This window comes from Corynebacterium sp. ACRPS (assembly GCF_022346005.1).
Classification (GTDB): Bacteria; Actinomycetota; Actinomycetes; order Mycobacteriales; family Mycobacteriaceae; genus Corynebacterium.
Genome location: NZ_JAKRMY010000007.1, coordinates 78945 through 104886 on the forward strand (window position 1 = coordinate 78945; position 25942 = coordinate 104886).

20 protein-coding genes, 1 tRNA gene and 1 pseudogene are annotated in these 25942 nt (G+C 60.1%); 14 read left to right on the forward strand and 8 right to left on the reverse strand.

Features of this window, described 5'->3' with window-relative positions:
* Positions 1-4: 4 nt before the first annotated feature.
* On the reverse strand, positions 5-1801 hold the full coding sequence (locus MHX65_RS05580; RefSeq protein WP_239269198.1) for a cell division protein PerM: 1797 nt from the start codon (positions 1799-1801) through the stop codon (positions 5-7).
* 515 nt (positions 1802-2316) lie between these two features.
* Here MHX65_RS05580 and MHX65_RS05585 point away from each other — a divergent pair.
* The 3 genes from MHX65_RS05585 to MHX65_RS05595 all read left to right on the forward strand — a co-directional run bounded on the left by MHX65_RS05585 (position 2317) and on the right by MHX65_RS05595 (position 6163).
* A complete protein-coding gene (locus MHX65_RS05585) occupies positions 2317-3072 on the forward strand; it encodes a M23 family metallopeptidase (protein ID WP_239269199.1) in 756 nt (251 codons plus the stop codon).
* A gap of 268 nt (positions 3073-3340) precedes the next feature.
* A complete protein-coding gene (locus tag MHX65_RS05590; RefSeq protein ID WP_239269200.1) occupies positions 3341-4981 on the forward strand; it encodes a histidine-type phosphatase in 1641 nt (546 codons plus the stop codon).
* Positions 4982-5404: 423 nt separating this feature from the next.
* A complete protein-coding gene (locus tag MHX65_RS05595) occupies positions 5405-6163 on the forward strand; it encodes a M23 family metallopeptidase (RefSeq protein ID WP_239269201.1) in 759 nt (252 codons plus the stop codon).
* Here MHX65_RS05595 and pcrA read toward each other — a convergent pair.
* Positions 6160-8703, reverse strand: coding sequence for a DNA helicase PcrA (pcrA, locus tag MHX65_RS05600; protein ID WP_239269202.1), 2544 nt, complete (start codon positions 8701-8703; stop codon positions 6160-6162). The two genes, MHX65_RS05595 and pcrA, sit on opposite strands and share 4 nt — an antisense overlap.
* A gap of 118 nt (positions 8704-8821) precedes the next feature.
* On the opposite strand from pcrA, the gene MHX65_RS05605 reads away from it, so the two are divergent.
* The 3 genes from MHX65_RS05605 (at position 8822) to pgi (ending at position 12290) form a co-directional block, all read left to right on the forward strand.
* Positions 8822-9145 (forward strand): chorismate mutase, encoded by a 324-nt coding sequence (locus MHX65_RS05605; protein WP_005279891.1) that lies wholly within the window; start codon positions 8822-8824, stop codon positions 9143-9145.
* Between the two features lie 64 nt (positions 9146-9209).
* On the forward strand, positions 9210-10556 hold the full coding sequence (locus tag MHX65_RS05610; RefSeq protein ID WP_239269203.1) for a Na+/H+ antiporter family protein: 1347 nt from the start codon (positions 9210-9212) through the stop codon (positions 10554-10556).
* A 96-nt stretch (positions 10557-10652) separates the two neighbouring features.
* Entirely contained in the window at positions 10653-12290 is a 1638-nt protein-coding gene (pgi, locus tag MHX65_RS05615) for a glucose-6-phosphate isomerase (RefSeq protein ID WP_239269204.1), read from the forward strand.
* A 209-nt stretch (positions 12291-12499) separates the two neighbouring features.
* On the opposite strand, the gene MHX65_RS05620 is transcribed toward pgi, so the two are convergent.
* The 3 genes from MHX65_RS05620 to MHX65_RS05630 form a co-directional block, all read right to left on the reverse strand.
* A complete protein-coding gene (locus MHX65_RS05620; protein WP_239269205.1) occupies positions 12500-12925 on the reverse strand; it encodes a YccF domain-containing protein in 426 nt (141 codons plus the stop codon).
* Positions 12926-12960: 35 nt separating this feature from the next.
* Positions 12961-13767: a DNA-formamidopyrimidine glycosylase family protein gene (locus MHX65_RS05625; RefSeq protein WP_239269206.1), complete on the reverse strand. Its 807-nt coding sequence runs from the start codon at positions 13765-13767 to the stop codon at positions 12961-12963.
* Between the two features lie 70 nt (positions 13768-13837).
* Entirely contained in the window at positions 13838-18754 is a 4917-nt protein-coding gene (locus MHX65_RS05630) for a DEAD/DEAH box helicase (RefSeq protein ID WP_239269207.1), read from the reverse strand.
* Between the two features lie 35 nt (positions 18755-18789).
* Between MHX65_RS05630 and MHX65_RS05635 the strand changes: the two genes are divergently transcribed.
* From MHX65_RS05635 to MHX65_RS05670, 8 genes are all read left to right on the forward strand, one after another.
* Positions 18790-19548 (forward strand): 3'(2'),5'-bisphosphate nucleotidase CysQ, encoded by a 759-nt coding sequence (locus tag MHX65_RS05635; protein ID WP_239269208.1) that lies wholly within the window; start codon positions 18790-18792, stop codon positions 19546-19548.
* Position 19549: 1 nt separating this feature from the next.
* The gene (locus tag MHX65_RS05640) at positions 19550-20356 is read left to right on the forward strand and encodes a thymidylate synthase (protein WP_239269242.1); all 807 of its coding nucleotides are present in this window, start codon (positions 19550-19552) and stop codon (positions 20354-20356) included.
* On the forward strand, positions 20356-20886 hold the full coding sequence (locus tag MHX65_RS05645) for a dihydrofolate reductase (RefSeq protein WP_023017603.1): 531 nt from the start codon (positions 20356-20358) through the stop codon (positions 20884-20886). Before MHX65_RS05640 ends, MHX65_RS05645 begins: the two co-directional genes overlap by 1 nt.
* Positions 20886-21167, forward strand: coding sequence for a glutaredoxin domain-containing protein (locus tag MHX65_RS05650; protein ID WP_239269209.1), 282 nt, complete (start codon positions 20886-20888; stop codon positions 21165-21167). The genes MHX65_RS05645 and MHX65_RS05650 overlap by 1 nt, the downstream gene beginning before the upstream one ends.
* 131 nt (positions 21168-21298) lie before the next feature.
* A tRNA-Arg gene (locus MHX65_RS05655) sits at positions 21299-21371 on the forward strand.
* Between the two features lie 133 nt (positions 21372-21504).
* Complete coding sequence (locus MHX65_RS05660; RefSeq protein WP_239269210.1) at positions 21505-22302, forward strand: protein phosphatase 2C domain-containing protein; 798 nt, start codon at positions 21505-21507, stop codon at positions 22300-22302.
* Positions 22299-23084, forward strand: a complete 786-nt coding sequence (locus tag MHX65_RS05665; protein ID WP_239269211.1) for a hypothetical protein — start codon at positions 22299-22301, stop codon at positions 23082-23084. The genes MHX65_RS05660 and MHX65_RS05665 overlap by 4 nt, the downstream gene beginning before the upstream one ends.
* A gap of 193 nt (positions 23085-23277) precedes the next feature.
* A complete protein-coding gene (locus tag MHX65_RS05670; protein ID WP_239269212.1) occupies positions 23278-23607 on the forward strand; it encodes a malonyl-CoA-ACP transacylase in 330 nt (109 codons plus the stop codon).
* A gap of 11 nt (positions 23608-23618) precedes the next feature.
* Here the strand turns inward: MHX65_RS05670 and MHX65_RS05675 are convergent, their stop codons facing one another.
* The 3 genes and pseudogenes from MHX65_RS05675 to MHX65_RS05685 all read right to left on the reverse strand — a co-directional run bounded on the left by MHX65_RS05675 (position 23619) and on the right by MHX65_RS05685 (position 25930).
* Positions 23619-23828 (reverse strand): hypothetical protein, encoded by a 210-nt coding sequence (locus MHX65_RS05675; RefSeq protein ID WP_239269213.1) that lies wholly within the window; start codon positions 23826-23828, stop codon positions 23619-23621.
* A 360-nt stretch (positions 23829-24188) separates the two neighbouring features.
* Positions 24189-25362, reverse strand: a pseudogene (locus MHX65_RS11540) (MFS transporter).
* Positions 25363-25483: 121 nt separating this feature from the next.
* Complete coding sequence (locus MHX65_RS05685; protein ID WP_239269214.1) at positions 25484-25930, reverse strand: DUF2871 domain-containing protein; 447 nt, start codon at positions 25928-25930, stop codon at positions 25484-25486.
* Between the last annotated feature and the right edge of the window lie 12 nt (positions 25931-25942).

The following is a 25942-nucleotide window of genomic DNA, read 5'->3' on the forward strand; positions in this document are numbered from 1 at the left end:
TAGCCTAGTCCCTCCTACCGCTTTCAGTAGAATCTGCCGCTTCCGATTGTGCTGCTTCGCCGCCTTCTGCCGCGCCTGTGTCGCTCTCTTCGGATTCTTCCACGAGTTCGCCCTCCAAGATCTCGGGGTCTGCATCCTCGGCCGGGGCTGCCGCTTCACGCTCGCCGCTTGCCGACGCCCCCTCGTCCTCACCATCTCCCGCGGTACTCTCCGCGTCATCGCCGTCGTCGCTGTCTTCGACGACCTCCCCTTCGATGACCTCGTCGGCGTTGTCTGCGGTTGCCGTGGATTCTGCGGCAGCGTCTTCGTCGTCGGCTGCGTCGTCCGCGTCATTCGCTGCTGACTCGGAGCCCTCACCGTCGCCAGATTCCGAATTATCCTCGTCCTCGTCCGTTTCGATCTCGTTCGGATCGGCATCAGCATCGTCGCCGTCAGCCTCGTCGGTTTCGGCCTTGTCTGCATCAGACTGCTCTGCGTCAGCGGTGCCCTCGGAAGCGGTATCTTCTGCCGACTCTGCAGCATCTTCTGAATCCTCTTCGGAGGCCTCCGCCGCCGACGACTCCGCTTCAGCTGCGCGGGTATCCCGCCAGTTCATAAGCGCAAAGGCTGCCGCAACGGCCAAGCCCACGACGGCGATCCACAGCGCGGCGAGGCCAGCAGCGGTCCACAGGTGCGGGCCGGTGTGACCGTAGTAGCCAAGCGTGCCGCTAACCAGATAGCACGCGAAAAACATGATGACCGCGGTAGCCACCGTGGCCGCGAGCACCTTCTGGAAGGACGGGCGTTTTTTATACAGGGACATCGTCGCCGCGATGAGGGGAACCACCATGAAGACGACCGCCCAGCCGGGCGAGGATGCCGGGATGCCACCGGTAATAGGCAGCGGCGGCAGCGGAACAAGGTGGGTGCTAAAGAGGCTGACCTGTGCCTCCCCCGCCGAAAACTCCGAACCAACAAGCACTGCCCCGGTGCTGACGATGGCGTTGGGAATATACAGCAAGCTCAACAGGATGAGGGTGAAAACGCCCAGCCCAGAGATGGACGGATATTCATCCATCATCTCCCCTTGGCGCGAGAAGTTCACGATGAAGACGAGCACGAAGACCACGGTCGCGCCAATGGCGAGGTAGGCGAGATAGCGCAAGGCGATAAGGGCGGCATCAACAAGCAGCGGCGGGGCACCATAGCGCTTGGCCAAGGCGCGCCACAGGCGGGTACCCATGCCGGCCGCCATCGCCGCTAGGTGCACCACGATGACCCGGGCAAGCGCAGCAGCGAGGTTCGGCGGGGATACATCGAAGACCTTGCCGGCATCCCACAGCATCACCCAGGCGATGCAGGTCAGTACCACTGGCACGCCAACCACACAGGCGACAAGAATAGCCAGGTCCTTCACGCTGACTTTGTGTTTTACCGCGGCACGCACGCGCACCGCCACCACCGTGGCGAGGATAAGCGCGGGCAAGGCTGGGAGGAACGACAGATCCACCCCGGCCGCAGATACCGGCGCGAGGTTAAAGACCATCCACGCTTCCGCCACGATGGTGGGCAGCCACGCGAGCGGTGAGCCGAAAAGCAAAAGCGTGCCGAATGCGAGCGCCACAATAATAAGGACAACAATAATATTCGGCAGCGCCGCCGACATGAATAATTGGCGGATGCGCCCGGCCTTCGTCAGCGGGGCCGGCGTGCGACGGGCCTTCGCCTTCGACCCGGCTTTGCGAGCGACGCGTTCTGCAGAATTATGTGGCTTCTGCGTCGCGGTGGCGTGCGGTGCACGAGGGGCGCGCTCTGTCTGCACTGTCCGGCCCCGCGCCTGGCTACGCGGGCGAGGCGTTGACCGAGATTGGGGGCTGGTGTTTTTGTTCATCGGCGTCCACTTTGCCACCTTTTGCGCGCGGTAGCGGGGTGGCGCGACGAGGCGCCTCCAAAATCACCGTGGACTTCTTCAGTAACTACTGTAGACATATATATGGAATAAAGTTTTCCCCCTTATTCCCCACTGGTCACAGTAATTTCACACTGGGACGCTTCCGCAACCGGCCCCTCAGGTGCACTATTACAGCCTCGGGGCTACCGCGAGGGTTTGGCTTTGAGAGATTTATATCGCACTATGCGTAAAATTCTCCAGAAGTTGCCTGCATGTAGGCTTATTCCAAACCGGCGCGAGAAAAAATTCACTTTTGGCTTGCTGTTATCTTTTTGAGACGCTACTGTTACATCTCGTTGGTAACAAGAAGGTCACAATCTCGTAACTAACCTAAAGACGCTGTAACGCTCTTTTTGAAGATTGTGAAAAACACGAAAGAAGATTTAATGCGAAGCAAAGTTCAGCGTGGCGCCGGTCGCCATCGCAAGATTGTCACCTCGCAGACCACCAAGGGTCGTATCGCTGTCATGACCGTTGCAGCCGGTGCCGTGTCCACCGCCGGCGTAGGCGGCGCAGCTGCCGCTAACGTTGAGTCCGACAACACTGCGGCTACCACCACCAAGACGCAGTCTGTTGACTACAAGCTTGCCGCTGATACTTCCGAGGTTAACAACGCCCCAGAAGGCTCCTCCGATGCTGCACCACAGATCCTCAACGTGGCTGAGGCAAAGCCGGTCACCAACTTGGTTGACCAGCTGAGCAAGTCCATCCAAGCTTCCGCTGACCGCGCCGCCGAGGACCTTGCCGCTCGCGCCCCTTCCATTGCTCGCCCCGCTGAAGGCGCCTTCACCTCTGGCTTCGGCCCGCGCTGGGGTTCGTTCCACTCGGGTGTTGACATCGCCAATGCCATTGGAACCCCCATCCTCTCCATCATGGACGGCACCGTTATCGATTCCGGCCCAGCCTCCGGCTACGGCCAGTGGATTCGTATCCTCCACGATGACGGCACCATGACCGTCTACGGCCACATGCAGACCCTCGACGTTGCCGTGGGCGAGCACGTGCACGCAGGCCAGAAGATCGCCGGCATGGGGTCCATGGGCTTCTCCACCGGTTCCCACCTCCACTTCGAGGTTCACCCGAACTCCGGTGACGCCGTTGACCCACAGGCATGGCTGGCCGAGCGAGGCATTCAGCTCTAAGAGCCTTCTTTCCTTCTTGTTAAAGCGCCGCAGATATCCTCTGCGGCGCTTTTACTATGCCTTCCGCCTCGGCACCTCCGCTAGCTCGCAATCACAATCATTCAACGCAGCGTTGCGGCTGCAGGGTCTGGGACCCGAATCCGCCAACACACCGCAAAGCGCCGAAAAGTATTCCTGCAATTTACCTATATGCCATGTGGCCGCAAGATGCGGCCCTTAAGCTGTCAGCTGTCTTTTTATCAAGCTCTCCAGCAAGGAATACCTTTATATGCGTACACGCACTCTCTCCCTCTTCACCGCCCTTAGCTGTGCCCTCGCACCCGCACCAGCTCTAGCTTCCGAAAGTGCTACCTACTACTCCACCAAGCAGCATTACCAACCACAGGGCTCAAGCTACGCCCAAGCCCCCAGTGGGTTTCACCAGATTTACACCTCAACGGTAGATCGCCACGGATCCCGCGGGCTATCAAGCTTTAAATACGATGACCTCGCGCAGCAGATGCTGGAGTATGCCCAACAACGCGATCAGCTCACCGAGCTCGGTACAAAGCTCATCCCGCAAGTAGAGGCCATGATAGCGGTAAACCGAGAGCTATCCGGTGGCCCTGGCCAAGAGGCCGGTTATGGAAATCTAACGGAAGTGGGACGAGAAGAGCTCAGGGGCATCGGCAAGCGCAATGCACAGCGCAATGCGGAACTACTGGGATCGATTGCTAACGATGACCTCAAGGTGAGCTTTACTTCCTCAGGAGAGGACCGTGCCAATGACTCTGGGTGGAATTTCGGGGAAGGTCTACTGGAACAATCCCCGGCACTGGCCGAGCAGTTGGGCGATGAAATGACAGATGGCCACGTTAACATCGCCGCACGCCCTGACTTGATGTACGCACACAAGGATAAAAAAGCTGCATCCTATGAGCGCTATACAGAGTGGAAGGACTCTCAGGCCTTACAGGAAAAAGTACAGCAGGCCTACGCCAAGCCAGAGTCGCAGCAGGCTGCACGCAGCTTGCTGGCTAAGATTTTTGCGCCAGAGTTTATCGACGGTTTAGCAGATGGTTCCGTGCACTTTTCCGCCCGAGAAAAGGACGATAAATCCGTTGAGGGCATCGTCGATGCTGCCTTACAGTTCTACAACCTTTACATCATCGCTCCAGCTCTAGAGCATGAGGAAAAGGCCCCAGCGGAGGGCTGGATCTTTGATAAGTACATGGACGATACCAGCGGACCAACCTTCGCGTACCTGCTTGACGTAGAAGACTTCTATGAGAAAGGCCCGACTATCAAGGGGCAGACGGTTGCCTACGACAACTATGAACCACTGCTTGAAGAGATGATTAGAAACGTTCAGGACCGCGCTGCTGGCGGCGACGTAGCGGCTAATTATCGCTTCGGTCACGCCGAGACCATCATCCCGCTTGCCGCGCTACTGAAGCTGCCAGGGTCCGAGCAGGGGATCCCGGAAGATGATTTATATAGCTGGGATAACTCCGCATGGCGTGGTGATTCTGTCTCACCGATGGGCGCGAATATCCAATGGGACGCATTCCAAAATGATCGCGGCGAGACCCTCGTGCGAATGCTCTACAACGAAAAGGAAATCCCGTTCCACGATGGCTGTGAGCCTATTTCCGCTGACTCAACGTTTTATACCATCGAGGAACTGGCCGAGTGCCTGCCCTTAAACTCCACCTCAGATCACTCTCAAGCCCACCTTATTAACGCTGAAGACGCTGCAGATCACCAAGCACCGGTTGATGATTCCCTCTCTTCCAAGCCGCAGTCCTGGGGGATCATCGATGCCATTGCGGGCGCACTGGCCATCGGTATAGGAATCGGTGCGGCCAACGCTTTCGGGCCACAAATTCAACAGCTACTGCAGAAATTTAGCAGCCAGCTCCCCTTCTAGTGCCGTTCGAGAGGCCCCTGCCCGACAGGGGCTCAAAACGCTTTCAGCCGAGTCCAGTACAGGGCCTTGTCGCAGGTGAATGGCAGTTTTCCACCCCGACACCGACAAGCTCAGCCCGCCACCCCCACTAGCCACCCCCAGAGCTTAAACCAGTACTTCAAACCCGCAACTTTAGCCACTTTCGTAACATGCGCAACAAGCTGGCATGTTCGAAACCTTTCGAACAATCATGGTTTCTACCAGCATTTTTCCAGATTGCGCGACACCCATGGGCAGGCTAACTTTTAACTCGTTGCCACAAGCGAACGCCAAATGGGGTATTTCCATTCCCTCGGCGTGTCGCACAGGGCAGTTGAAAGACGCCAAACCTTCAAGGTTTGCTCGCCTCGAGACCATGCACAGCCATGAAAAGGACTTAAACTTATGAAGCGCATGAACCGCGCACGCAGGAATGTAGCGCTAAGCATCATCACGCTTGGCACCGTTTTTGCTACCGGCACCTCCGCTTTTGCTGCTGATCCAGTGGCCAGCGTGGACGTTTCGAACGGCTCCTCTGAGCCACAAGCCACCAACGTTGATAACGCGGGCGTGATCGACGCCGCCGTCGGCCTCGCGAATACCGCCGTTGGTGTACTCAACGGCGATGCCACCCCGAAACTTAGCCAGAATGACTCCGGCGGGGTCAACATCGTCTTAGACCCCTCCTCCGTTCCTGGTCTGGGAGAAGCCTTCACTCCCGAGGGAGACCGCTCCGGGCTTACCCCTGAGCGTGGCAAGGACGCCGCTGGTAATACGGTGGTCTTCCCCACCTCCGGCACCTTAACCTCGGGCTTCGGTATGCGCTGGGGCGCGATGCACAACGGCATCGACGTCGCTAACCCAGTCGGCACCCCAATCCACTCCGTCATGGACGGCACGGTCATTAACTCCGGTCCGGCACAAGGCTTTGGCAACTGGATTCGCATCCAGCACGTCGATGGCAGCATCTCTGTCTACGGCCACATGCCCGCCAACTCGCTGCGCGTGAACGTGGGCGACCACGTTTCTGCGGGCGACCACATCGCGGACATCGGCAGTGAGGGACGCTCCACCGGCCCGCACCTGCACTTCGAAATTCACCCAGGCGGCGGCGCAGCCGTTGACCCAGTGGGCTGGTTCGACGAGCGCGGGATTTCGGTCTAAAGCTTTTCCATCGGCACACCGCCGATGAGCATGAGCCGCACCTTGCCGGAGGAACCGAAGTCCACGGTCACCGTGGCGCGGGCACCGGAACCGGCCGTTTCAATCACGGTTCCGAGCCCGTACTTCGCGTGGTTAACCCGGTCTCCCACAGCAAGGTTGAGGTTCTTATTCTTCGGCATGGAATTGGCTGCAGGCTGGCGAGTGCGTTGCGAAGGGGAAGACGTAGCGCGCTGGCCAAACCCAGCACCCCCACTACCGGCATAGCCACCACTAGAACCGCGGCGATAGCTCCGGCCATATTGATAGTCATCGGCTCCCCAGGAACCGGTGAGGTCACTATCGGAATCCTCTCGCCGCCAGTCGATGAGATCCTCTGGGATCTCGGCGAGGAAGCGACTGGCGGGATTGGTTACCGGATTGCCCCACGCAGAGCGCAAGATGGCGCGCGTGAGGTACAACTTTTCGCGGGCACGCGTGATACCCACATACGCCAAGCGGCGCTCTTCGCTCAATTCCTTCGGGTTACCCAGTGAGCGCATGTGCGGGAATTGGCCGTCCTCCCAGCCAGCGACAAAGACGACGGGAAACTCCAAGCCCTTGGCCGTATGCAGGGTCATCATGGTCACTACCCCAGTCTCAGAATCCGGAATCTGATCCGCATCTGCGACCAGGGAGACCTTTTCCAAAAAGGCCTGCAACGAGCCCGGCGCGGCTTCGCCTTCTTCTAATAGCTCATTGGGATCGACCGCATCCGCCCCGGCAGCGGCCAGCTGGTTGGCGGCCTCCGAGGTAAATTCGCGGGCCACGGATACCAGCTCATTGAGGTTATCGAGGCGCGCGCCATCCTGCGGGTCGTTGGAGTTTTCTAACTCCGCCTTATAACCGGTGGCATCCAGGATGGCGGTGAGCAGTTCGCCCAAATCGGGCTGGCCGGTCACCTCATCGCGCATGCCTGGGATTTGTGCGCGGATGCTGTCCATCATGTCATTGAATTTGGTAACGGCATTTACGGCGCGGGTGCCAAGACCGGGGACGTCGCCCCGGGGGACATCGGCAAGCGCCTTGCCAAAGCTTATCCCCTGGTTTTCCGCGTGCAGGGCAATCTGGCCCTGGGCCTTATCGCCAATGGCGCGCTTGGGGACGTTGATGATGCGGCGCAGGCTCACCGTATCGTCCGGGTTATCCATAATGCGCAGGTAGGCCACCATATCGCGGATTTCGCGGCGTTCGTAAAAGCGCGTTCCGCCAACGACCTTATAGGGGATGCCGGAACGAATGAAGATATCCTCCAGCGCGCGGGAGGCATTATTGGTCCGGTACATCACGGCGATATCGGAATAGCTGTGGCCCTTATCCGCCAGCGCATCAATCTCTGCGGCGATAAAGCGGGCTTCATCGTGTTCGTTATCCGCCACATAGCCCACGATGGATTCGCCATCGCCATGCGCGGTCCACAGGTTTTTCTCCCGACGGTTCTCGTTTTTCGCAATCACGGCATTGGCCGCGTTCAAGATGGTCTGCGTGGAGCGGTAGTTTTGCTCCAATAAGATGGTGTGCGCCTGCGGGTAGTCGCGCTCGAATTCCTCGATATTGCGGATGGTGGCGCCGCGGAAGGCATAAATGGACTGATCGGAATCGCCCACCACGCACAGCTCTGGGGCATCGGGACCTAGCTCGCCCTTGCCCACGAGCGCCGCTACCAGCGCGTACTGGGCGTGGTTGGTGTCCTGGTACTCATCAATAAGCACGTGCTTAAACCGTCGACGATAAAACTCCACCACCTGCTTGTGCTCGGTGAAAATGCGCACTACTTCCCCAATAAGATCGTCGAAGTCCACCGCATTGGCCGCGCGCAGGCGGCGCTGGTACTCGGCGTAGACATCCGCCACGGTGGTTTCAAAGGGGTTCTTGGTCTGCTGCGCTTTGTCGGCCGCCTCGACCGGGCCCACGAGCTCGTTTTTGTGGTTAGAGATCTGGTTTGCCAGCACGCGCGGGGTGTATTTCTTCAGATCCAGCTGCATGTCCTTGGCAATCATGGATAAAAGCCGGCGGGCATCGTCGCCATCATAAATGGTGAAGTTGGTATTAAGGCCCGGCACGAGCTGCGCGTTCTGGCGCAGGATGCGCACGCAGATGGAGTGGAAGGTGGACACCCACATGCGCTCGGCTACCGAACCCACTAAGGAGCCCACGCGCTCCTTCATCTCCGCGGCGGCCTTATTGGTAAAGGTAATGGCGAGAATTTCCCACGGGTTTACCCCGCGGTGGCGCATGAGGTACGCGATGCGGCGGGTAAGCACCGCGGTCTTGCCGGAACCCGCGCCGGCAACGATCAGCAGGGGCCTGTCGGTATGGGTGACCGCCTCTAATTGCTGCGGGTTCAGGCCTTGGGTTAAAGGATCGGATTCCGCGGGCCTGGGCGTGCTGCCAAAAGGGTTCTGCTGTTCGGGTTGGCTAGGGGCAAAGCCGCCGCGGGAGGAGGCACCAGATGCGGGTTCGCGCGGGGTGAAAGAAGGGCTAAATGGAGAGTTATTCGTCATAATGCCTACCAACCTACTAGCCCCACCGGACATGGCCCGTATTTGCGGCATACACTGCGCTTTCCAAAACCCTGACCAAGTAGCACGATGGCACCGCGAAGTGGCACAATAAAGGACCATGACCGCTGAAGATAATGAATCCATCGTTGACAATGGCTTGGATATCCGCACGCCCACCGGCACGGATGATCCCCTATCTGATGCGGAAATCCAGCAGTATCGCGAGGAAATCAACCGCCTGGATCAGATCATCTTGGATGCCGTCAAGCGCCGCACCGAGGTCTCCCGCGCGGTGGGCCGCACCCGCATGAGCTCCGGCGGCACGCGCTTGGTGCACACCCGCGAGATCGCCATCCTCAATGAGTTCCGCGCGGAACTTGGCGAGGAAGGCCCCACCATCGCCTCTGCCCTGCTGCGCATGGGGCGCGGACGCCTAGGCTGAATCCACTATAAAAGACCCGGATTAATTACGATCTCATCCATACTATGCAGTACGCTTTCGGGGCATGAATGCAGTACTCATCGCCGTCATTATCATGCTCGCGCTCGCCCTCCTGCGGGTGCACGTGGTGGTGGCGCTTTTCATCGGCGCGATAGTCGGCGGCCTCCTATCCGGCATGGGCCTGGATGCCACCATGGTCGCCTTCCAGGACGGGCTCGGCGGCGGCGCCAAGATTGCCTTGAGTTATGCCCTCTTGGGCGCCTTTGCGATGGGTGTTGCCTCCGCCGGGCTGCCGCAGATCCTGGCCAACTTTCTCATCGCCAAGCTCGGCGGCACCGGCGAATTAGACCCCAAGGCCGCGGCCACCACCAAGTGGATGCTCATTCTTGGCCTTATCGCCATGGCCGTGATGAGCCAAAACCTCATCCCCGTCCACATCGCCTTCATCCCGCTGCTGGTCCCGCCGCTATTGGCGGTGATGAATAAGCTCAAGCTGGATCGACGCCTTATCACCACGTGCCTGACCTTCGGCCTTATCACCACCTACATGTTCATTCCGGTGGGCTTCGGGTCCATCTATTTGAACGATATCCTGCTCTTCAATATCGAAGAGGCTGGCCTGGATACCTCCGATATCAATATTATGCAGGTCATGGCCATTCCCGCCCTGGGCATGCTCACCGGCCTGCTCATCGCCATCTTTATCAGCTACCGCGCCCCGCGCGAGTACGAGGACCGGCCTATTGCCGCCGAAGAGCACCAGGAAACACCCTCGACGTATAAAATCTGGGTCTCCATCCTGGCGATTATTGCTACCTTCGCCGTCCAAATCATCATGCAGACGCTCGATTTCGAATCCGATGGCCTGCTCGTCGGCGCCCTGACCGGCCTGGGTATCTTGCTCATTTCCGGCGCGGTGGATTGGAAGCACGCCGATGACGTTTTTACCAACGGCATGAAAATGATGGCGCTTATCGGCTTTATCATGATCACCGCGCAGGGCTTTGCCTCCGTCATGACGGCCACGGAGGAGGTCGGCCCGCTTGTCGATGCCACCGCCAGCCTCTTTGGCACCAATAAGTTCCTCTCCGCAGGCGCCATGCTCTTGGTGGGCCTGGTGGTCACCATGGGCATCGGCTCATCCTTTTCCACCCTGCCGATTATCTCCGTTATCTACGTTCCCCTGTGCGCCTCGCTCGGCTTTAGCCCCGCGGCCACGGTAGCGCTCATTGGTACGGCAGGCGCGCTTGGCGATGCCGGCTCCCCCGCCTCCGATTCCACCCTCGGCCCCACCGCGGGCCTCGGCGCCGATGGCCAACACGACCACATCCGCGACTCCGTCATCCCCACGTTTATCCACTTCAATATCCCACTTCTGATCGCCGGCTGGGCGGGCGCTCTCATCCTCTAAATGCCACATTTTCACGGTGCCGTTGGCACTCATTCTCGACTACGGTGGGAGGGGTACACATTGCCAATGCGCTCGTCGCCAGAAAGGCCAATTGCCATGGATATCACCGCATCGTCCCAGTGGAAAGACCTGGTCAAGGTTTATGAAGAAAAGCAGGACCTGCGCCTGCGCGAACTCTTCGCCGCAGATGCAAACCGCGCCGAGAACTACACCTTCGACGCCGCCGGCCTGCACGTGGATTTATCCAAAAACCTCATCGATGAAGACGTCCTCCAGCACTTGGTTGAGGTAGCCCGCGCCGCCGACGTGGAAGGCCGCCGCGATGCCATGTTTGCAGGCGAGCACCTCAACAACACTGAGGATCGCGCCGTCCTGCACACTGCCTTGCGCCTGCCGGTAGAAGATGACTTGCACGTCGATGGCCAAGATGTCGCCGCCGATGTCCACGAGGTTTTGGGCCGCATGCGCGATTTCGCCACCGCCCTGCGCTCCGGTTCCTGGTTGGGGCATACCGGCCACACCATTAAAAAGGTGGTCAATATCGGCATTGGCGGTTCCGATCTCGGCCCCGCCATGGCCGCACAGGCCCTGCGTTCCTATGAAGTAGCCGGCATTTCCGCGGAGTTCGTCTCCAACGTGGATCCCGCCGATATGGCCGCCACCTTGGATGGGCTCGATGCCGGCTCCACCCTCTTTATCGTCTCCTCCAAGACCTTTACCACCCAGGAAACCCTGACCAATGCCCACGCGGCCCGCCGCTGGCTCATCGAGCAATTCAATGGCGATGAATCCGCCGTAGCCAAGCACTTCGTGGCCGTATCTACCAATGCGGAGCAGGTGGAAAAATTCGGCATCAATACGGACAACATGTTCCCGTTCTGGAATTGGGTGGGCGGGCGCTACTCCCTCGATTCCGCCATTGGCCTGTCCTTGATGTGCACCATTGGCCCGATGGATTTCATGCGCTTTTTGGAAGGCCTCCACGCCATGGATGAGCACTTCCGCACCGCCCCGCTAGAGCGCAATGTGCCCGTACTCATGGGCCTGCTGGGCATCTGGTACACCAATTTCTTTGGCGCTCAAACCCACGCCGTCCTGCCGTACTCGCAGGACCTCGGCCGCTTCCCGGCCTACCTGCAACAGCTAACCATGGAATCCAATGGCAAGTCCGTGCGCCGCGATGGCACCGCGGTCACCACTGGACAGACCGGCGAAATCTACTGGGGCGAGCCGGGCACCAATGGCCAGCACGCCTTCTACCAGCTCATGCACCAGGGAACACGCCTCATCCCGGCGGACTTCATCGGCTTTGCCCGCCCCAAGGAAGACTTCCCCACCGCAGACGGCACCGGCTCGATGCATGACCTGCTCATGGGCAATTTCTTCGCCCAAACCAAAGTGCTGGCCTTTGGCAAGACGGCCGAAGAAATCGCCGCCGAGGGCGTTGAGGAAGACCTCGTGCCGCACAAGGTAATGCCGGGCAACCGGCCCACCACCACGATTATGGCCGAGGAGCTTACCCCCTCCACCCTGGGCGCGCTCATCGCGCTCTACGAGCACATCGTCTTTACCCAAGGCATCATCTGGGATATCAACTCCTTCGACCAATGGGGCGTGGAGCAGGGCAAGCAACAGGCCAATGATTTGGCCCCTGCCGTCTCCGGCAGCCAAGAGGTAGATTCCGGCGACCAGTCCACCGATAAGCTCATCGGCTGGTACCGCGCCAACCGTTAGCTCCGGCCCGCGCCCGAGTCATGCGCCCCGCGCCTCGGGCTCTAGCGTAAAGGTGTCCACAACAACCGCGTTCTTAAAAAATCTGCCCGCAAATTCAGACAAACGCGGTTGTTGTGGACACTTTCGTGCCTAAGCACCACAGATCGCTAAAGCGCCCAGCCGCGAAGCAACATGTCGCTTCGGGCTAGGCGCTCTCAGGCTTGGTGAATTTACAGCTTCACCATGGGCTGCCAGCCGGCCGGGATTTTCTTCGAGCTGACGACCTTGCGGCCGAACGGGAAGCAGGTCACTGGAATCATCTTGAGATTGGCCCAGGCAACGGGGATACCGATGATGGTAATCGCCTGGATGACGGCGGTAACGACGTGGCCAATGGACAGCCACAGGCCTGCAATGACGAACCAGATGACATTGGAGATGGCAGACATCCCGCCGGTGCCCTTGCGGGGCTCCACCACGGAGCGGCCGAACGGCCACAGCGCGAACTGGCCCATGCGGAACGAGGCCACGCCCGCCGGAATCGTCACGATGAAGATGCAGGCGATGATGCCGAAGAGAAAGTAGCCCAGCGCAAGAACGATGCCGCCGGAGAGTAACCAGATGATATTAAATACGAGATTTAGTAGTGATCGCATGCCCGCTAGCTTAGCGCGAAAAGCGTAAAGGAACCTTAGAGCGGCTGGCAGTGCGGGCAGAACCAGATGATGCGCTCTAATTCTCCCTCATCCCCGCCGCGGTCAACGCCGCCCAGGGAATCTTTCTGAATAATGGTGCCGCAGCGCCGACAGCGCTTGCGGTTGCGCCCAAAGACATAGGTGGTCTCCCCGGCGCGGCGCACACCGGTGGTCACGCGGATGGGCGAGTTCCGGTTGGCCCACATAATGCGCTTGCCGATGTCCAGTACCTGTTCCACATCCACCTCTGCCACCGAGGTGGCCGGGTGAACGCCGGCGAGGAAGCAGATTTCGGCGCGGTATTCATTGCCAATGCCCGCCACGACCTTCTGGTCCAAAAGCGCCGTGCCGATGCTGCGCTCGGGTCGCGCGCGCAAACGGCGCACCGCTTCCTCGCGGTCCCAGTCGGGGTCCAAGATATCCGGTCCAAGGTGGTTGATGCGGCTAAAGTACTGATCCGCGTCGAAGATATCGACAAAACCCAGCCAGTGGCCCACGAGTTCAATATCGCGCGGTGAATGGGCCAATTGCAGCACGATGCGCGCGCTATGGCCGGGCTTGCGCCAGCGGTCGCCGGCGTAGTGGATGGCCCAGGTGCCCTCCATCTTTAGGTGGGTGTGCACGATGGTCTGATCGAATTGCATGAAGAGGTGCTTGCCATAGGGCCACACGCGCTCGCAGATGGTGCCGGTGAGGTTTACGGTGGCGTGCTGCGGCACGCGCACGGAACAGCCGGTAACCTCGCGCCCAGTCATAAACTGCAGGCGACGCGAAAGTTGTAGGACGGAATCGCCTTCGGGCATGGGGGCTGGCCTCCTTCCGTGGGCCTCAGACACTGTGGCCCCACCAAAATACACCTGCGGGCGCGTAGCGCTAGCGACGGTACCCGCCGCGCGGGCGGAAACCACCGGAGTTGCGGGGTGGCGGAGGCGGGGGCGGATCATCGAAGCTGAGCTCCTCGATGGCCTCAGAGGCACGTCGGCCCCCGCGAAGGCCACCCCGCGAGTCGTCGGGTGAACTACCCTGCGCCCCGTGGCGCGGGACGCGCGGCGGCGCGGCGCGACCGGCAATGCGCACGCCCTTAGGGGTGATTCCGGCGCCCAGCGAGCGCAGGATGCTAGCGGTCGGGGTGTGATGGATGGGGTTGCCATTGCACTTTTCAATCACCAGCGGCGACATGTGCCCGGCGGCGATGAGTTCTGTGAGCGCGGAAAGGAGCCGGGCGTAGACGTCGGTGGTCTCGATTCCATCGGGCAGGGCGTCGATGAACGTGGTCAGGGTCTTGCCGCCGCGGGTGAGGTGGGCAATGGGGAGGCCATCGCAGAGCACGACCAGTGCTCCGGCGGAGCGGGCGGGCCCGCCGGGAGCTTTGCCACCCGCATCATCGCGCTGCGGCCACGGCAGCGCCGCGCCGTAGGGGTTGGCGGGATCCACGGCGGCGAGCACGAAGGTCTCTGGATCGGTGGTGCCGGACGGCCAGCCGGTGACATCGGGGGAATCCGCCAGGCCGCGCAGGCGATCGATAATGGCCGGGGTGGAAAATTGCGCGGCACCGAGATCTTCGATGACATAGCCGCGCATGGCCTTGCCGGATTCCTCAAAGCCGGACAGGACCTTATAGGCCAGCGCGAAGCCGCCGAGGACGTCCTCTGCCACCACGGAACCGCGGGTGACCACACCGTAGCGATCCAGCCAGGCCTCGCCGTGCGCCACAGAGCGCGAGGTGGCGTCCTGGGCGGCGGGCACCGCCAGCGACCAGCGGCCGAGCATATCGGGTGGGGTCTGGCCGGCGCCGCCAGTGGCGTTCTGGGTCTGGGCGAACGAGGTGCGGCCCATGCGCAGCCGCGAGCGCGTGGGGCGCCGCTTGGAGCGGTGGGCGGTAGCACCGCGGCCAGCGCGGGAGGCACCGCGCCCGCCTGACGATAAGCGCGTGCGGATGGGCGCGAAGGAATCCGGGCTGGCCAGCCCCATTTCCACCAGCCCCCAGAGGGCCTCGCGGGTTTCCTCGGCGGTACCAGGGACCTCGGCGGCAATATCGGAAAAGAGGAAGCCGCCGCCGCGCTCGAGCACGCTTAAAATGGCCCGCTGCAGCATGCTCACGCCCTCCGGATCGGTTTCAGGGGCGAGCTGGGCGGCGTAATCGGTGGGCAGCAGCATCACCCAGGGGTCGGCGGCACCGGCCTTTCCGGCACCGAGGATCATCACCTCACCATTGGCGGTCAGTTCATCCAGCATGCGAGGCGAAAAATCCCCCACGCGGGCAGGCAGAATAATGGATTCCCATGCAGAAGCCGGCAGGCGCACCCCGGCGAGCTGCTCGATAGCGGAGAATACGCCATCGGCACCGCGGAGTGCCGGACGCTTCCCGGCAGGCGCGATGCCGTGCCATTCCGGGAGGAAGCGGGCGAAGGCGGCGCCAGAGACCGGCTCGGTATCCGCGCGCGCGGCTGCAAGCGAGCGCGAGCGAATGGTCTTTAGTACCTCGGCGGCGCAGTACTCTTGCTCCTCTATTCCCTGCCGGTAGTGGCCCTCCACAATCGAATCCAGGCCGGCCAGGGTGGTGTGTGCTGCGGATACGGAAATGCCGAAGGCGGCGGTTAGGTCCGCGAGCACGAACGGGCCGCGGGTGCGCGCCCAGCGGCTGACGAGCTGTGGGAGGGCATCGGCAAGCGTGGCGACCTGGGCGGGGATGCCGGGAGGAATGGGGACGCCGAGGGCATCGCGAAGCAGCGCCGCGTCCTGGGACTGGGCAAGGTGCTCGCGCCCGCCGATGCGCACCCGCATTATACGCGTGCCTAGGCTATCCAGGGCGGTAAAGGGAACGTCGGTATGCTCGCCCAGCTCCTCGACCGGGATGGGGCCCAGCATGCGCAGGAGATCCGCAACCTCCTCGGTGGTGCGCGCCCGGCGCGAGGGTGCGGTGCGTTGCAGCTGAGTATGGACCTCGTCGATGATCGCGGGATCCAGAAGCTCGCGCAGCTCCACCGTGCCCAGTAGCTTGGCCAAGAGCGCCGGGTCAAGGGCGAGGGCCGCCGCCCGCTTTTCCGCCAGCGGGGAATCGCCCTCGTACATGAAGGCGCCGGTGTAATTAAACAGCAGCGAGGAGGCAAAGGGTGAGGGCTGATCCGTGGTGACCTCCGCGATGCGCACGCGGCGGTGCCCCAGATCGCGCATGACCTCCTGCAGCGCCGGCACATCGTAGACGTCCTGGACGCACTCGCGCACCGTTTCCAAAATAATGGGAAAGGACGGGTACTTGCGGGCGACATCCAAGAGCTGCTCGGCGCGCTGGCGCTGCTGCCATAGCGGGGCGCGCTTGCCGGGATTGCGGCGGGGCAAGAGCAGCGCGCGGGCCGCGCACTCGCGGAAACGGGAGGCAAAAAGGGCGGAATTGCCCACCTGCTCGGCCACGACATCGGCAATATCGTCGGCGTCAAAGGCAAAAATCGTGCCATCGGGATCGGCCTCACCCTCGGGCAGGCGCAGCACGATGCCATCATCGCCGGCCACCGCCTGCGGGTCCATGCCGGTGCGCTCCCCCACCCGCGCGCCCACTGCCAGGGCCCAGGCGGAGTTGACCGGCCGGCCAAAGGGCGTGTGCAGGACCACGCGCCAGTCCCCCAGCTCATCCTTGAAACGCTCGAGCACGAGCGTCTTTTCATCCGGAATAATCCCGGTGGCCTCCTGCTGTTCGCGCAGGTAGGACAAGATATTGCTGCGGGCATTCTCATCGGCATCCGCGAAAATGCCCGGGTCCGTATTTACCTCGCGGCGGTACTCGCCCAAAGCCTGGCCCAGCTCATAGGGGCGCCCGGCGCCATCGCCATTCCAAAACGGCAGCCGGCCCGTATGCCCCGGCGCGGGCGTGACCAGAACTTGATCGCGGGTGATCTCCTCGATGCGCCAGCTGGTCGCGCCCAGGGTGAAGACATCGCCCACGCGGGATTCATAAACCATCTCTTCATCAAGCTCGCCCACTCGCCGCGGGGCCTTGCCGGATTCGCCACCGCTATAGAGGAAGACGCCGAACATTCCCCTATCCGGGATGGTGCCGCCGCTGGTCACGGCCACGCGCTGCGCCCCCGGCCGCGGGGTCATCACGCCGGAGACGCGGTCATAGACCACGCGGGGTTTCAGCTCCGCAAAATCCGTGGACGGGTAGACGCCGCTGACCAGATCGATGACGGAATCATAAACCTCGCGGGCCAGCTCGCGGTAGGGATGGCTGCGCTTGACGATGTCATACCAGTCATCCGCGCTTAAGCCCTCCTCGCCCGCCGCGGCCACCGCCGCCACGGTCTGCTGCGCAAGCACGTCCAGCGGGTTGCGCGGGGTATGCATCTTCTCGATCATGCCGCCGCGCATGCGGGCGACCGTCAGCGTGGACTGCACCAGGTCCGCGCGGTGCTTGGGATAAAACGCGCCGTGCGAGACCGCGCCCACATGGTGCCCGGCGCGGCCCACGCGCTGCAGGCCCGAGGCCACCGAGGGCGGCGATTCCACCTGCACCACCAAATCCACCGCGCCCATGTCGATGCCCAGCTCCAGCGAGCTCGTGGCCACCACGGCTTTCAGCGTTCCTTCCTTCAGCATCGTTTCCGTCATGGCGCGCTCATCCTTGGACACCGAGCCGTGGTGGGCCCGCGCGATGACCGCCGGCGCCTTGCCCGCAACATGCGAGTGCGCCATCAGCTGGGCGGGATCGCGCCGGGTTTCCGGCGAGAGCGAATCCGGATCATATTCCTGAGCGTATAGCTCGTTAAGCCGGCTGGTCAGGCGCTCGGCGCTGCGCCGCGAATTCACAAAGACCAGCGTGGAGCGATGCGCCATGATGTCCGCGTAGAGATCCTGGGTAATAAACGGCCAGATGGAGTTCGCGGTGGGCAGCGCGGTGTCTTCTTCCCCGCCGAAGTTCTCCATGCCGAATTCTTCCCCGCCGTCGCCGCTGCCTTCCGGCCCGCCGGTAATGCCGATGGCATCATCGACGGTGAGCTCCCCAATGGTCGAGCCCGCCTCCGGCGTGGGAAGATCCGACATATCCTCTACCGGGACGCGCACGTCCAGGTCCCACTTCTTGTGGGCCTCCGGCGCCACAATTTCCACCGGGCGATTGCCGCCTAAGAAATCCGAGACGGCCGAAAGCGGGCGCACCGTGGCGGAAAGCCCAATGCGCTGAACATCGCCCGCAATTTCTTGTAGGCGCTCCAGCGTCAGGGCGAGGTGCGCGCCGCGCTTGGTGCCGGCCAGCGCGTGGATTTCATCGATGATGACGGTATCGACGGTTTTCAAAATCCCCGCCGCCTTTGACGTCAGCATCAAATACGCCGATTCCGGGGTGGTAATGAGGATATCCGGCGGCTTGCGCACCTGCCGGGAGCGCTCTGCCGAGGGCGTATCGCCCGAGCGCACGCCCACGGAAATATTCGGCACCTCCAACCCCAGCTTTTCCGCGGTGCGCGCTATGCCGGTCAGCGGGGCCCGCAAGTTATTTTCCACGTCCACGCCCAGCGCTTTGAGCGGCGAGATATACAGCACCCGCACCCCGGTAGCGGAGCCGGAAGCATTGCCTACCGGCAGGGCCAATTGGCCTTCGCGTTCCACCAGGTTATTCAGCGCCCATAAAAACGCCGCGAGCGTCTTACCAGAACCAGTGGGGGCAACCATCAGGGCGTGATCCCCGCGGGAAATCTTGTCCCAGGCCTGGGCTTGTACCGCGGTGGGAGCGGCAAAAACGTCCTGGAACCACTGCGCCACTTGGGGGCGAAAGCGCTCGAGGATGTTTTCTGGCATGACCACACTCTAGTCCCCGTTGTAATGTGGGCACCATGACCGTCGAGATTTCTGATTCCCGCCTGACCAATTCGCTCGCCCAAGGCTGCGGCGAGATTTTAAAGGGGGTGCGCAATGGTGGCCTGCTGCGGGGCCTTTCGCTTGGCGATGCCGGCGATGACGCCGCCCAAGAATGGATCGCCCGCGTATTAGAACAGCACCGGCCCGGCGATGGCGTGCTTTCTGAAGAGGCCTCCGATGATCTCGCCCGGCTAAAAAAGAAGCGCGTCTGGATCGTGGACCCACTTGACGGCACCAAGGAATTTGCCACCGGCCGCCAGGACTGGGCGGTACACATCGCCCTCGTTGAGGACGGCACCCCAGTCCACGCCGCGGTGGGACTGCCAGACTACGGCGTAACCTTCAAGTCCTCCGATGTGCGCGCCGTCGACGGCCCACTGTCTAAGAAATTCGTCATCTCCCGCAACCGCCCGCCCAAGGTGGCCGGCTATATCGCAGAACAGATGGGCTACGAAACCGAGGGCGTCGGCTCCGCCGGCGCTAAGGCCATGCACGTGCTGCTTGGTGATTATGACGGTTATATTCACGCCGGCGGCCAATACGAATGGGATCAAGCCGCCCCAGTAGGCGTTGCCTTGGCAGCCGGCTTGCATTGTTCCCGCCTCGATGGCAGCCCCATCACCTTCAATAATGAGGACACCTTCATCCCCGATCTGCTCATCTGCCGCCCCGAGCTGAAAGACGAGATTCTAGAGCACGCCGCGGCCTTTGCCGAGGAGAATGGCGGCTTCTAAACTGGTGCCTATGACTGAGACTCCTTATGAGGATCTCCTCCGCCGCGTCCTCGAAGAAGGCACGGCCAAAGGCGATCGCACCGGCACCGGAACGCGCTCCATTTTCGGCGCGCAGCTGCGCTATAACCTGGCAGAATCCTTCCCGCTGCTAACCACAAAGAAGGTCTACTTCCGCGGGGTCATCGGCGAGCTGCTGTGGTTCCTGCGCGGCGATTCCAATGTGAAATTCCTGCAGGATAATAACGTGCGCATCTGGAACGAGTGGGCCGATGAGAATGGCGATTTGGGCCCGGTCTACGGCGTGCAGTGGCGCTCTTGGCCCACCCCGGATGGGAGCCACATCGACCAAATCCAACAGGCGCTTGACACCCTGAAGAATAACCCGGATTCGCGCCGCAACTTGGTCTCTGCATGGAATGTATCGGAGCTCGACCAGATGGCACTTATGCCCTGCCACCTGCTCTTCCAGCTCTACGTGGCCAATGACACGCTGTCGTTGCAGGTCTACCAGCGCTCGGCGGATATGTTCTTGGGCGTGCCCTTTAATATCGCCTCCTATGCGGCGCTGACCCACATGTTTGCCCAGCAGGCCGGCCTCAAGGTGGGCGATCTCATCTGGACCGGCGGCGATTGCCACATCTACAACAACCACGTGGAGCAAGTCCAAGAGCAGCTTTCCCGCGAGCCGCGCGAATACCCGCAGCTCAAACTCAACAAGGCGAAGGACCTCTTCTCCTATGACTTCGCCGATTTTGAGGTGCAGGGCTACGACCCGCACCCGGCCATCAAGGCGCAGGTGTCGGTCTAATGCTCGGCGCGATCTGGGCGCAGTCCCTGGACGGCATCATCGGCGATGGCGCGCAGATGCCCTGGCATGTGCCGGAAGATCTCAAGCACTTCAAGGACGTCACCATGGGCGCGCCGGTGATCATGGGCCGCAAGACCTGGGAGTCCCTCAACCCCAAGTTCCGTCCCCTGCCCGGCCGGGAGAATTACGTGCTCTCCTCGCGCGCGCCCGGCACGTGGTCAACTGGTGCTACGGTGGGCAGGACGATGCCCGCGCTTGCCGATGCCTGGGTCATCGGCGGTGGCCAAATCTACACCGCCGCCCTGGACCAGGTGGACCGCATCGAGGTCACTCTCATGGGCGTAAACATCGGCGATATCTATGGCGAGGATGCCGTCTTTGCCCCGGATATCCCCGATACGTTTGGCTTGGCCTACAGCACGGATTGGCTCACCTCTGACAAAGGGCATTTAGAGCTTCCCGAGCAGCCGGCCAGCGAGCTACCCATGAAGTACCGCTTTTTAACTTACGATAGAAAGGACGCAGCCTAATGACTGTACAAGCACCCAAAACCAATGCCGATGTCACCATCTTCTACGCCGACTGGTGTCCATTTTGTGCCAAGCTCATTAAGAACTTGGACCGCACCGAAACCCCATACGAGCTCGTGGACGTAGAAGGCGATAACGCCGACGACATCAACGAGTGGATCAAGTCCGTCAACGACGGCAACCGCATTATCCCCACCGTCTTGTACTCCGACGGCACCCACGAGACCAACCCGCCTGCATCCTCCGTGCGCAATAAGCAGGAAGAACTGGCAGGCGCCTAAACCTCATAGCTAAGGCTGCGAGCCCGACCCGGGCTACTCGCCCACCCACACAAACGGCCGCGCACGCAGCCTTTTGGGGCGCACTCGCGCCCCACTGCTATGATGATCCGAGTTGCATACGCAACATCCCCGCCCCAGTAGCTCAGGGGATAGAGCACGGCTCTCCTAAAGCCGGTGTCGGAAGTTCGAATCTTCTCTGGGGCACGAAGCGATCTGCTTTAAGGTAACCAACACTATTGGTATCGACTCTTTAAACCATGGTGTCAGGCCGGTCTGCACCCCGCCGGGGTAGACAATTTGCTTCAATGCGTGGTCCCAATTTTGGAGAAATGACCCTATGAGTACATCCTTTCCCAGTGTGGAAATCACCGCGCATTCCCAAAAAGGAAATAGCCATGCAACAAACGAAGATTCGTGGGGTAGCTATAAAAATTTAGTTTGGGTCATCGATGGAGCTTCGAATCCCAAAACCATCTCTGACGAGGTCGTTAGCTTTGTCAATGCTCTCAATACCCAACTCAAAAATTGTGCCGCTAACAATCCTCATGCTTCTTTAGCTACCATCCTCGCAGCATCCATCTCTGCGACAGCACAGACTGAAAACGTTCGTGCAAGTGCGACCGTAGCGCTGTGCCGATTCAATGAAAAAGATTTCGATTACCTCGTCCTTGGCGATGCTGGAATCGTTTTTGCGGATGCAGATTCTGACATCAAATTGCTCCAAGACACGCGCCTACAAGAATGCGCCGTTGTGGAACGGCAACGATACCGTGAGCTTTTAAAAGCAGGCTCTGCCCAAGGTGAAATTGAAAAGGCTCATCTCGCTCTTGTTGAAGCCGAGTCTAAGCTGCGCAACACCACAGGAGGGTTCTGGGTAGCCGAAACGGAACCAAATGCGGCATGTCATGCTCTACAGGGACGCATCAAGAATGCCCAGTACCCAGTCATTCTAGGAACCGACGGGTTTATAGGGCTCGCTAAACCATCCGTACTTTTTTCACAGGCCCGTCAAGCTGAGGGTCTCCCATATAAGCTTGCAGAAATGACTGAAGCATTACTCCCACAATCTGGGAAAATTGATGATGCTACCGTAATCACAGTAAATCTTCCGACCACGTATGACCGAGTGAAATGATTGGATTCGCGACAGCTAACGTTGGTCTAACTTGGTTATCCCACTTTATTGCGCTTTCCTCAATTGCTACCGCGGGTTATCAGTGGCTCACGCGTTTTAGTTCTCGCAAGAGGGTGCAGAAGTTCTTCGGCGCCTCCAATATCACGATCGTCATTCCCATGCGGCTCTTGGAAAAGCGGAGGGTTATTGCGGAGCCTGATTTTGTAGCAGCTTCCCTTCTGGCAGAGTTTTTGAAAGCGGCAAAGATGGATGTGACATTCGATTACGTCAATCCAGACGGCTCCATCGATCTGTCCACCGAAGGATTGGTCGTTATCTGCGGACCCAAAAATTCTTCCCTAGTCGCGAAAGCAATGGACCACGATCCTTCCCTTCGCTTTCACGAAAGCGAAGGACATTGGAAGATCAGCGAAAGGCAAGGCTCCCAGGAGTTCCAGTCACTACTTGACCACGGTGAAACGGAAAGCGACACGGCGTATGTAGCACGTGCGCCACGGCGGCCAGGTTCCCGGCAAACATTTGTGTCAATCGCGGGTATCCATGCGCAAGGATCAGCAATCGCGGTTGCACACCTGACGGATAAACACAAATTCAAAAAGCTAGCCCAAAACGTTGGCGGAGACCTATTTTCGATGGTCGTTTCCGGGGATTTCTCCGATGAACCGTTGCGACCTAACGAAACCCATCAACTAGCGCTGTATACGCACGGGCCTCCTCAGGTGCATGCACCAACTGGGATAATTTCAACGAAAAGCTCGGCTCAGGGGCCCGAAAATGAGTAATGATGACTGCTTGGCCCCACGATCAATCAAGGGCGCTGCACCAGAAGAAGCCGGGATGACAAACGCACCCCTCGTCGGCCTATTCTTGAGCTAATTCAGAACTAAGCTAAAATTACCACCGTTAATTTTGCAGGTTGGCGGGTGTTTTGCACCACGCTCACACACACCATACGCCGTACAGAAAGGTACTCAGATGATTACCACTATTCTTGCTGGGCTATTGGCTGCAGGCACTGGTTTAACCGGACCCAGCACTCCAACCACAGAAGCTTCCCCTGCAGCCCAACACCAAGGACATGCGTCCACGGCTACTCCTGACCGCGATACTTCTGACGTGCAGGCGCTTATCGATGATGCCCAAGACCAAGCCGGCTACGAGTTCATTACTGTGCGCTACGAAGGAGAATTCGCGCATATCGCTTTGGATCCCGAAACCTACAATCCGGATAGCGATAGGGCGACATTTGAAGCAGTGTCCCAGTTGCTCACTGAGAAGGGTTATGAGGTCACTGCAGTTCTCTAAACCGTAAGCCCTTACTGCCCCGCAGGGGCTTTATCCTCTGTTTTGTTGCTGTTTTGTGCTACAGCACGGCGCACTCGAAGTGCACCAACAAAGCCCAGCGCAAGGAATGCGGTAGCGGCCACGAGCGACCACTGCGCGGGGTTGGTCATGCCTTCGCTTAAGGCCTGCACCACTGCCCCAGTCTGTTCACCGAATGGGCCATTTCCACCTTGCTCGCGCAATTGCGCGATGCTCGAGCCTGCGTGTCGATTTGGGGTAGTTGGTACCGTGAGTCCGCGTAGTTGGTGCCAGGGTTGCGCGTACCTGGTACTGCAAGGGTTTTCTTTCATAGTTGATGTTGGCGACACCACGATTCGTTGGTGTCACATCAACTTCTACTTGGAAAGAAGCTCATTGTTGTGGCTAACTTCAAACAAATTCTTACGATATGCCTTGACGGTGCTAGCTATACGCAGATCGCACATACATTGGGGTGGGGCCTAACCCCCGACGTGTCCATTTTCCGGGGGTCAGGCCCTCACTCGTAAGCCGTCTCAACAACGGCTACCGAATCCGCATAGGAGACTTTGACATGCGCAAAGCTACATCCCCAATAGGACCGGACAAATAGAGCAAAAGCCGGGCCGACTCAGTCGGGCCGCCCCGGTACCAACTACCCAGAACACGGCAGTACCGAGTCCCCAGAACACCGGTACCAAAAACTCGCATCTGACACCTGCGGATTGACGGATAGCTTCGGCAATGCTGTCGGCGCCGGGCCCGGTGATTGCGGCATCGTCAAGCGCCTTCGGCAGTGTGAGCGCTAGGGCGGCCGATAAGACCGAACCGGATACGGCGGTGCCCAGTGAGGAACCAATCTGGCGCACGGTGCTCTGTGATGCGGAGGCTTGCCCGGAGTCATCGACGGGAATATCCCGCAGCACCGTGCCGGTCAGCTGCGCGGAGGCGAACCCAAGCCCTAAACCGTATAGGGTCAGCGGGGCGGCGATGATCCAACCATTCGTGTCCGGCCCCATAAGCAGGACGAGGATTAGGACACCGACGACTTCCAAGCCGAGCCCGATGAGCACGGTGCCAGGCGCCCCGAACCGGGCCGCGACGTGGCGGGCTGCCGCACCGGAGAAGAATGCACCGATTGCCATGGCGGCCAGCAAAAGGTCCGCCGACATCGTGCTTAGATCCAATGCATTAATCAGGTACAGCGGCAGCACGAAAATGATGGCGAGCTCACCGATTGCTACCGCGCCTGCGGTGATATTGCCCCACGAGAACGTGGAATAAGAAAACAATCCAAGGTTCAACAGCGCCGAGCGTTGACCCCGCTCGCGGTGCTTTTCCCACCGAATAAACAGCGCGAACCCCACAGCCGAAATCGCGAGCGCCACCGGCAAGCGGTCCGACCGCTGCTTCGCCGGAAATCACCGCGCTCCGCCCACCAAAGGCTGCGGCGCGGTACTTGCCGCGAAACACGGCATTAACGGTCGAAAGCACGGACGACATGATGAACGCAGCACCGATTTCCTGTACTGCGCACGCGGAGATCAGCGTGGCGGCGGAGGTAGAAAATCCCGCCAATACGCTGCCTGCCACAAATATTGTCAAGCCGATGAGGAAGGCGCGCTTGCGTCCCCAGGTATCAGCGATCTTGCCCGTTGACAGCAGCAGCGCAGCTAATAGCACCGCATAGAGTCTATTGACCCACTGCGCCTGCGTCAGGTTAAGCTGCAGGTCAGTGATGATCGAGGGCAATGCCACGCCGACGATAGTGCCATCTAGAACAATGACACCCAGCCCGACGGAAAGAACCGCCAAGCTTATCCAATCGCGGCGAGTAGGCGCCGTAACGATTTCTTGTGCGCTGTGCTCTCGCTCATAGTTAGGCGTTCACCGAAGCATTGGCGCTGCCTGCATCTGGCTCCTTGATGGCCCGGCCCAAATTCACGAGAAAGACCGTCAGCCCCACCGTGATAAAGATGTGGCCCAGCCCGGCGATGCCCGAAATCATCTCATTGGATTCCTTGCCCAACACCGTCAATATGCCGTGTGAAATTTGCATGCCGACGGTGAGTACCACGCCTACGTTGTAGAGCCAGAAGAACGAGTTGAACAGCTGGTGGTGCCGCGACAGTGCAAAGACCTTTTCCAACGCCAAGAAGATAAGGAATAGCATGAAGCCTAGCGCCAGCAAGTGGGTGTGAGCCACGCTTAGCTGCGTATATTCGCCTTCCGGGAAATCTTGTAGCTTCGTAAACTCCCGATACAACAAGCCGGCGACCAAGCCCAAGACGAGGTAGAAAATCGCTGCCCTGTACAAAGCCTTCATATCATTACTCCT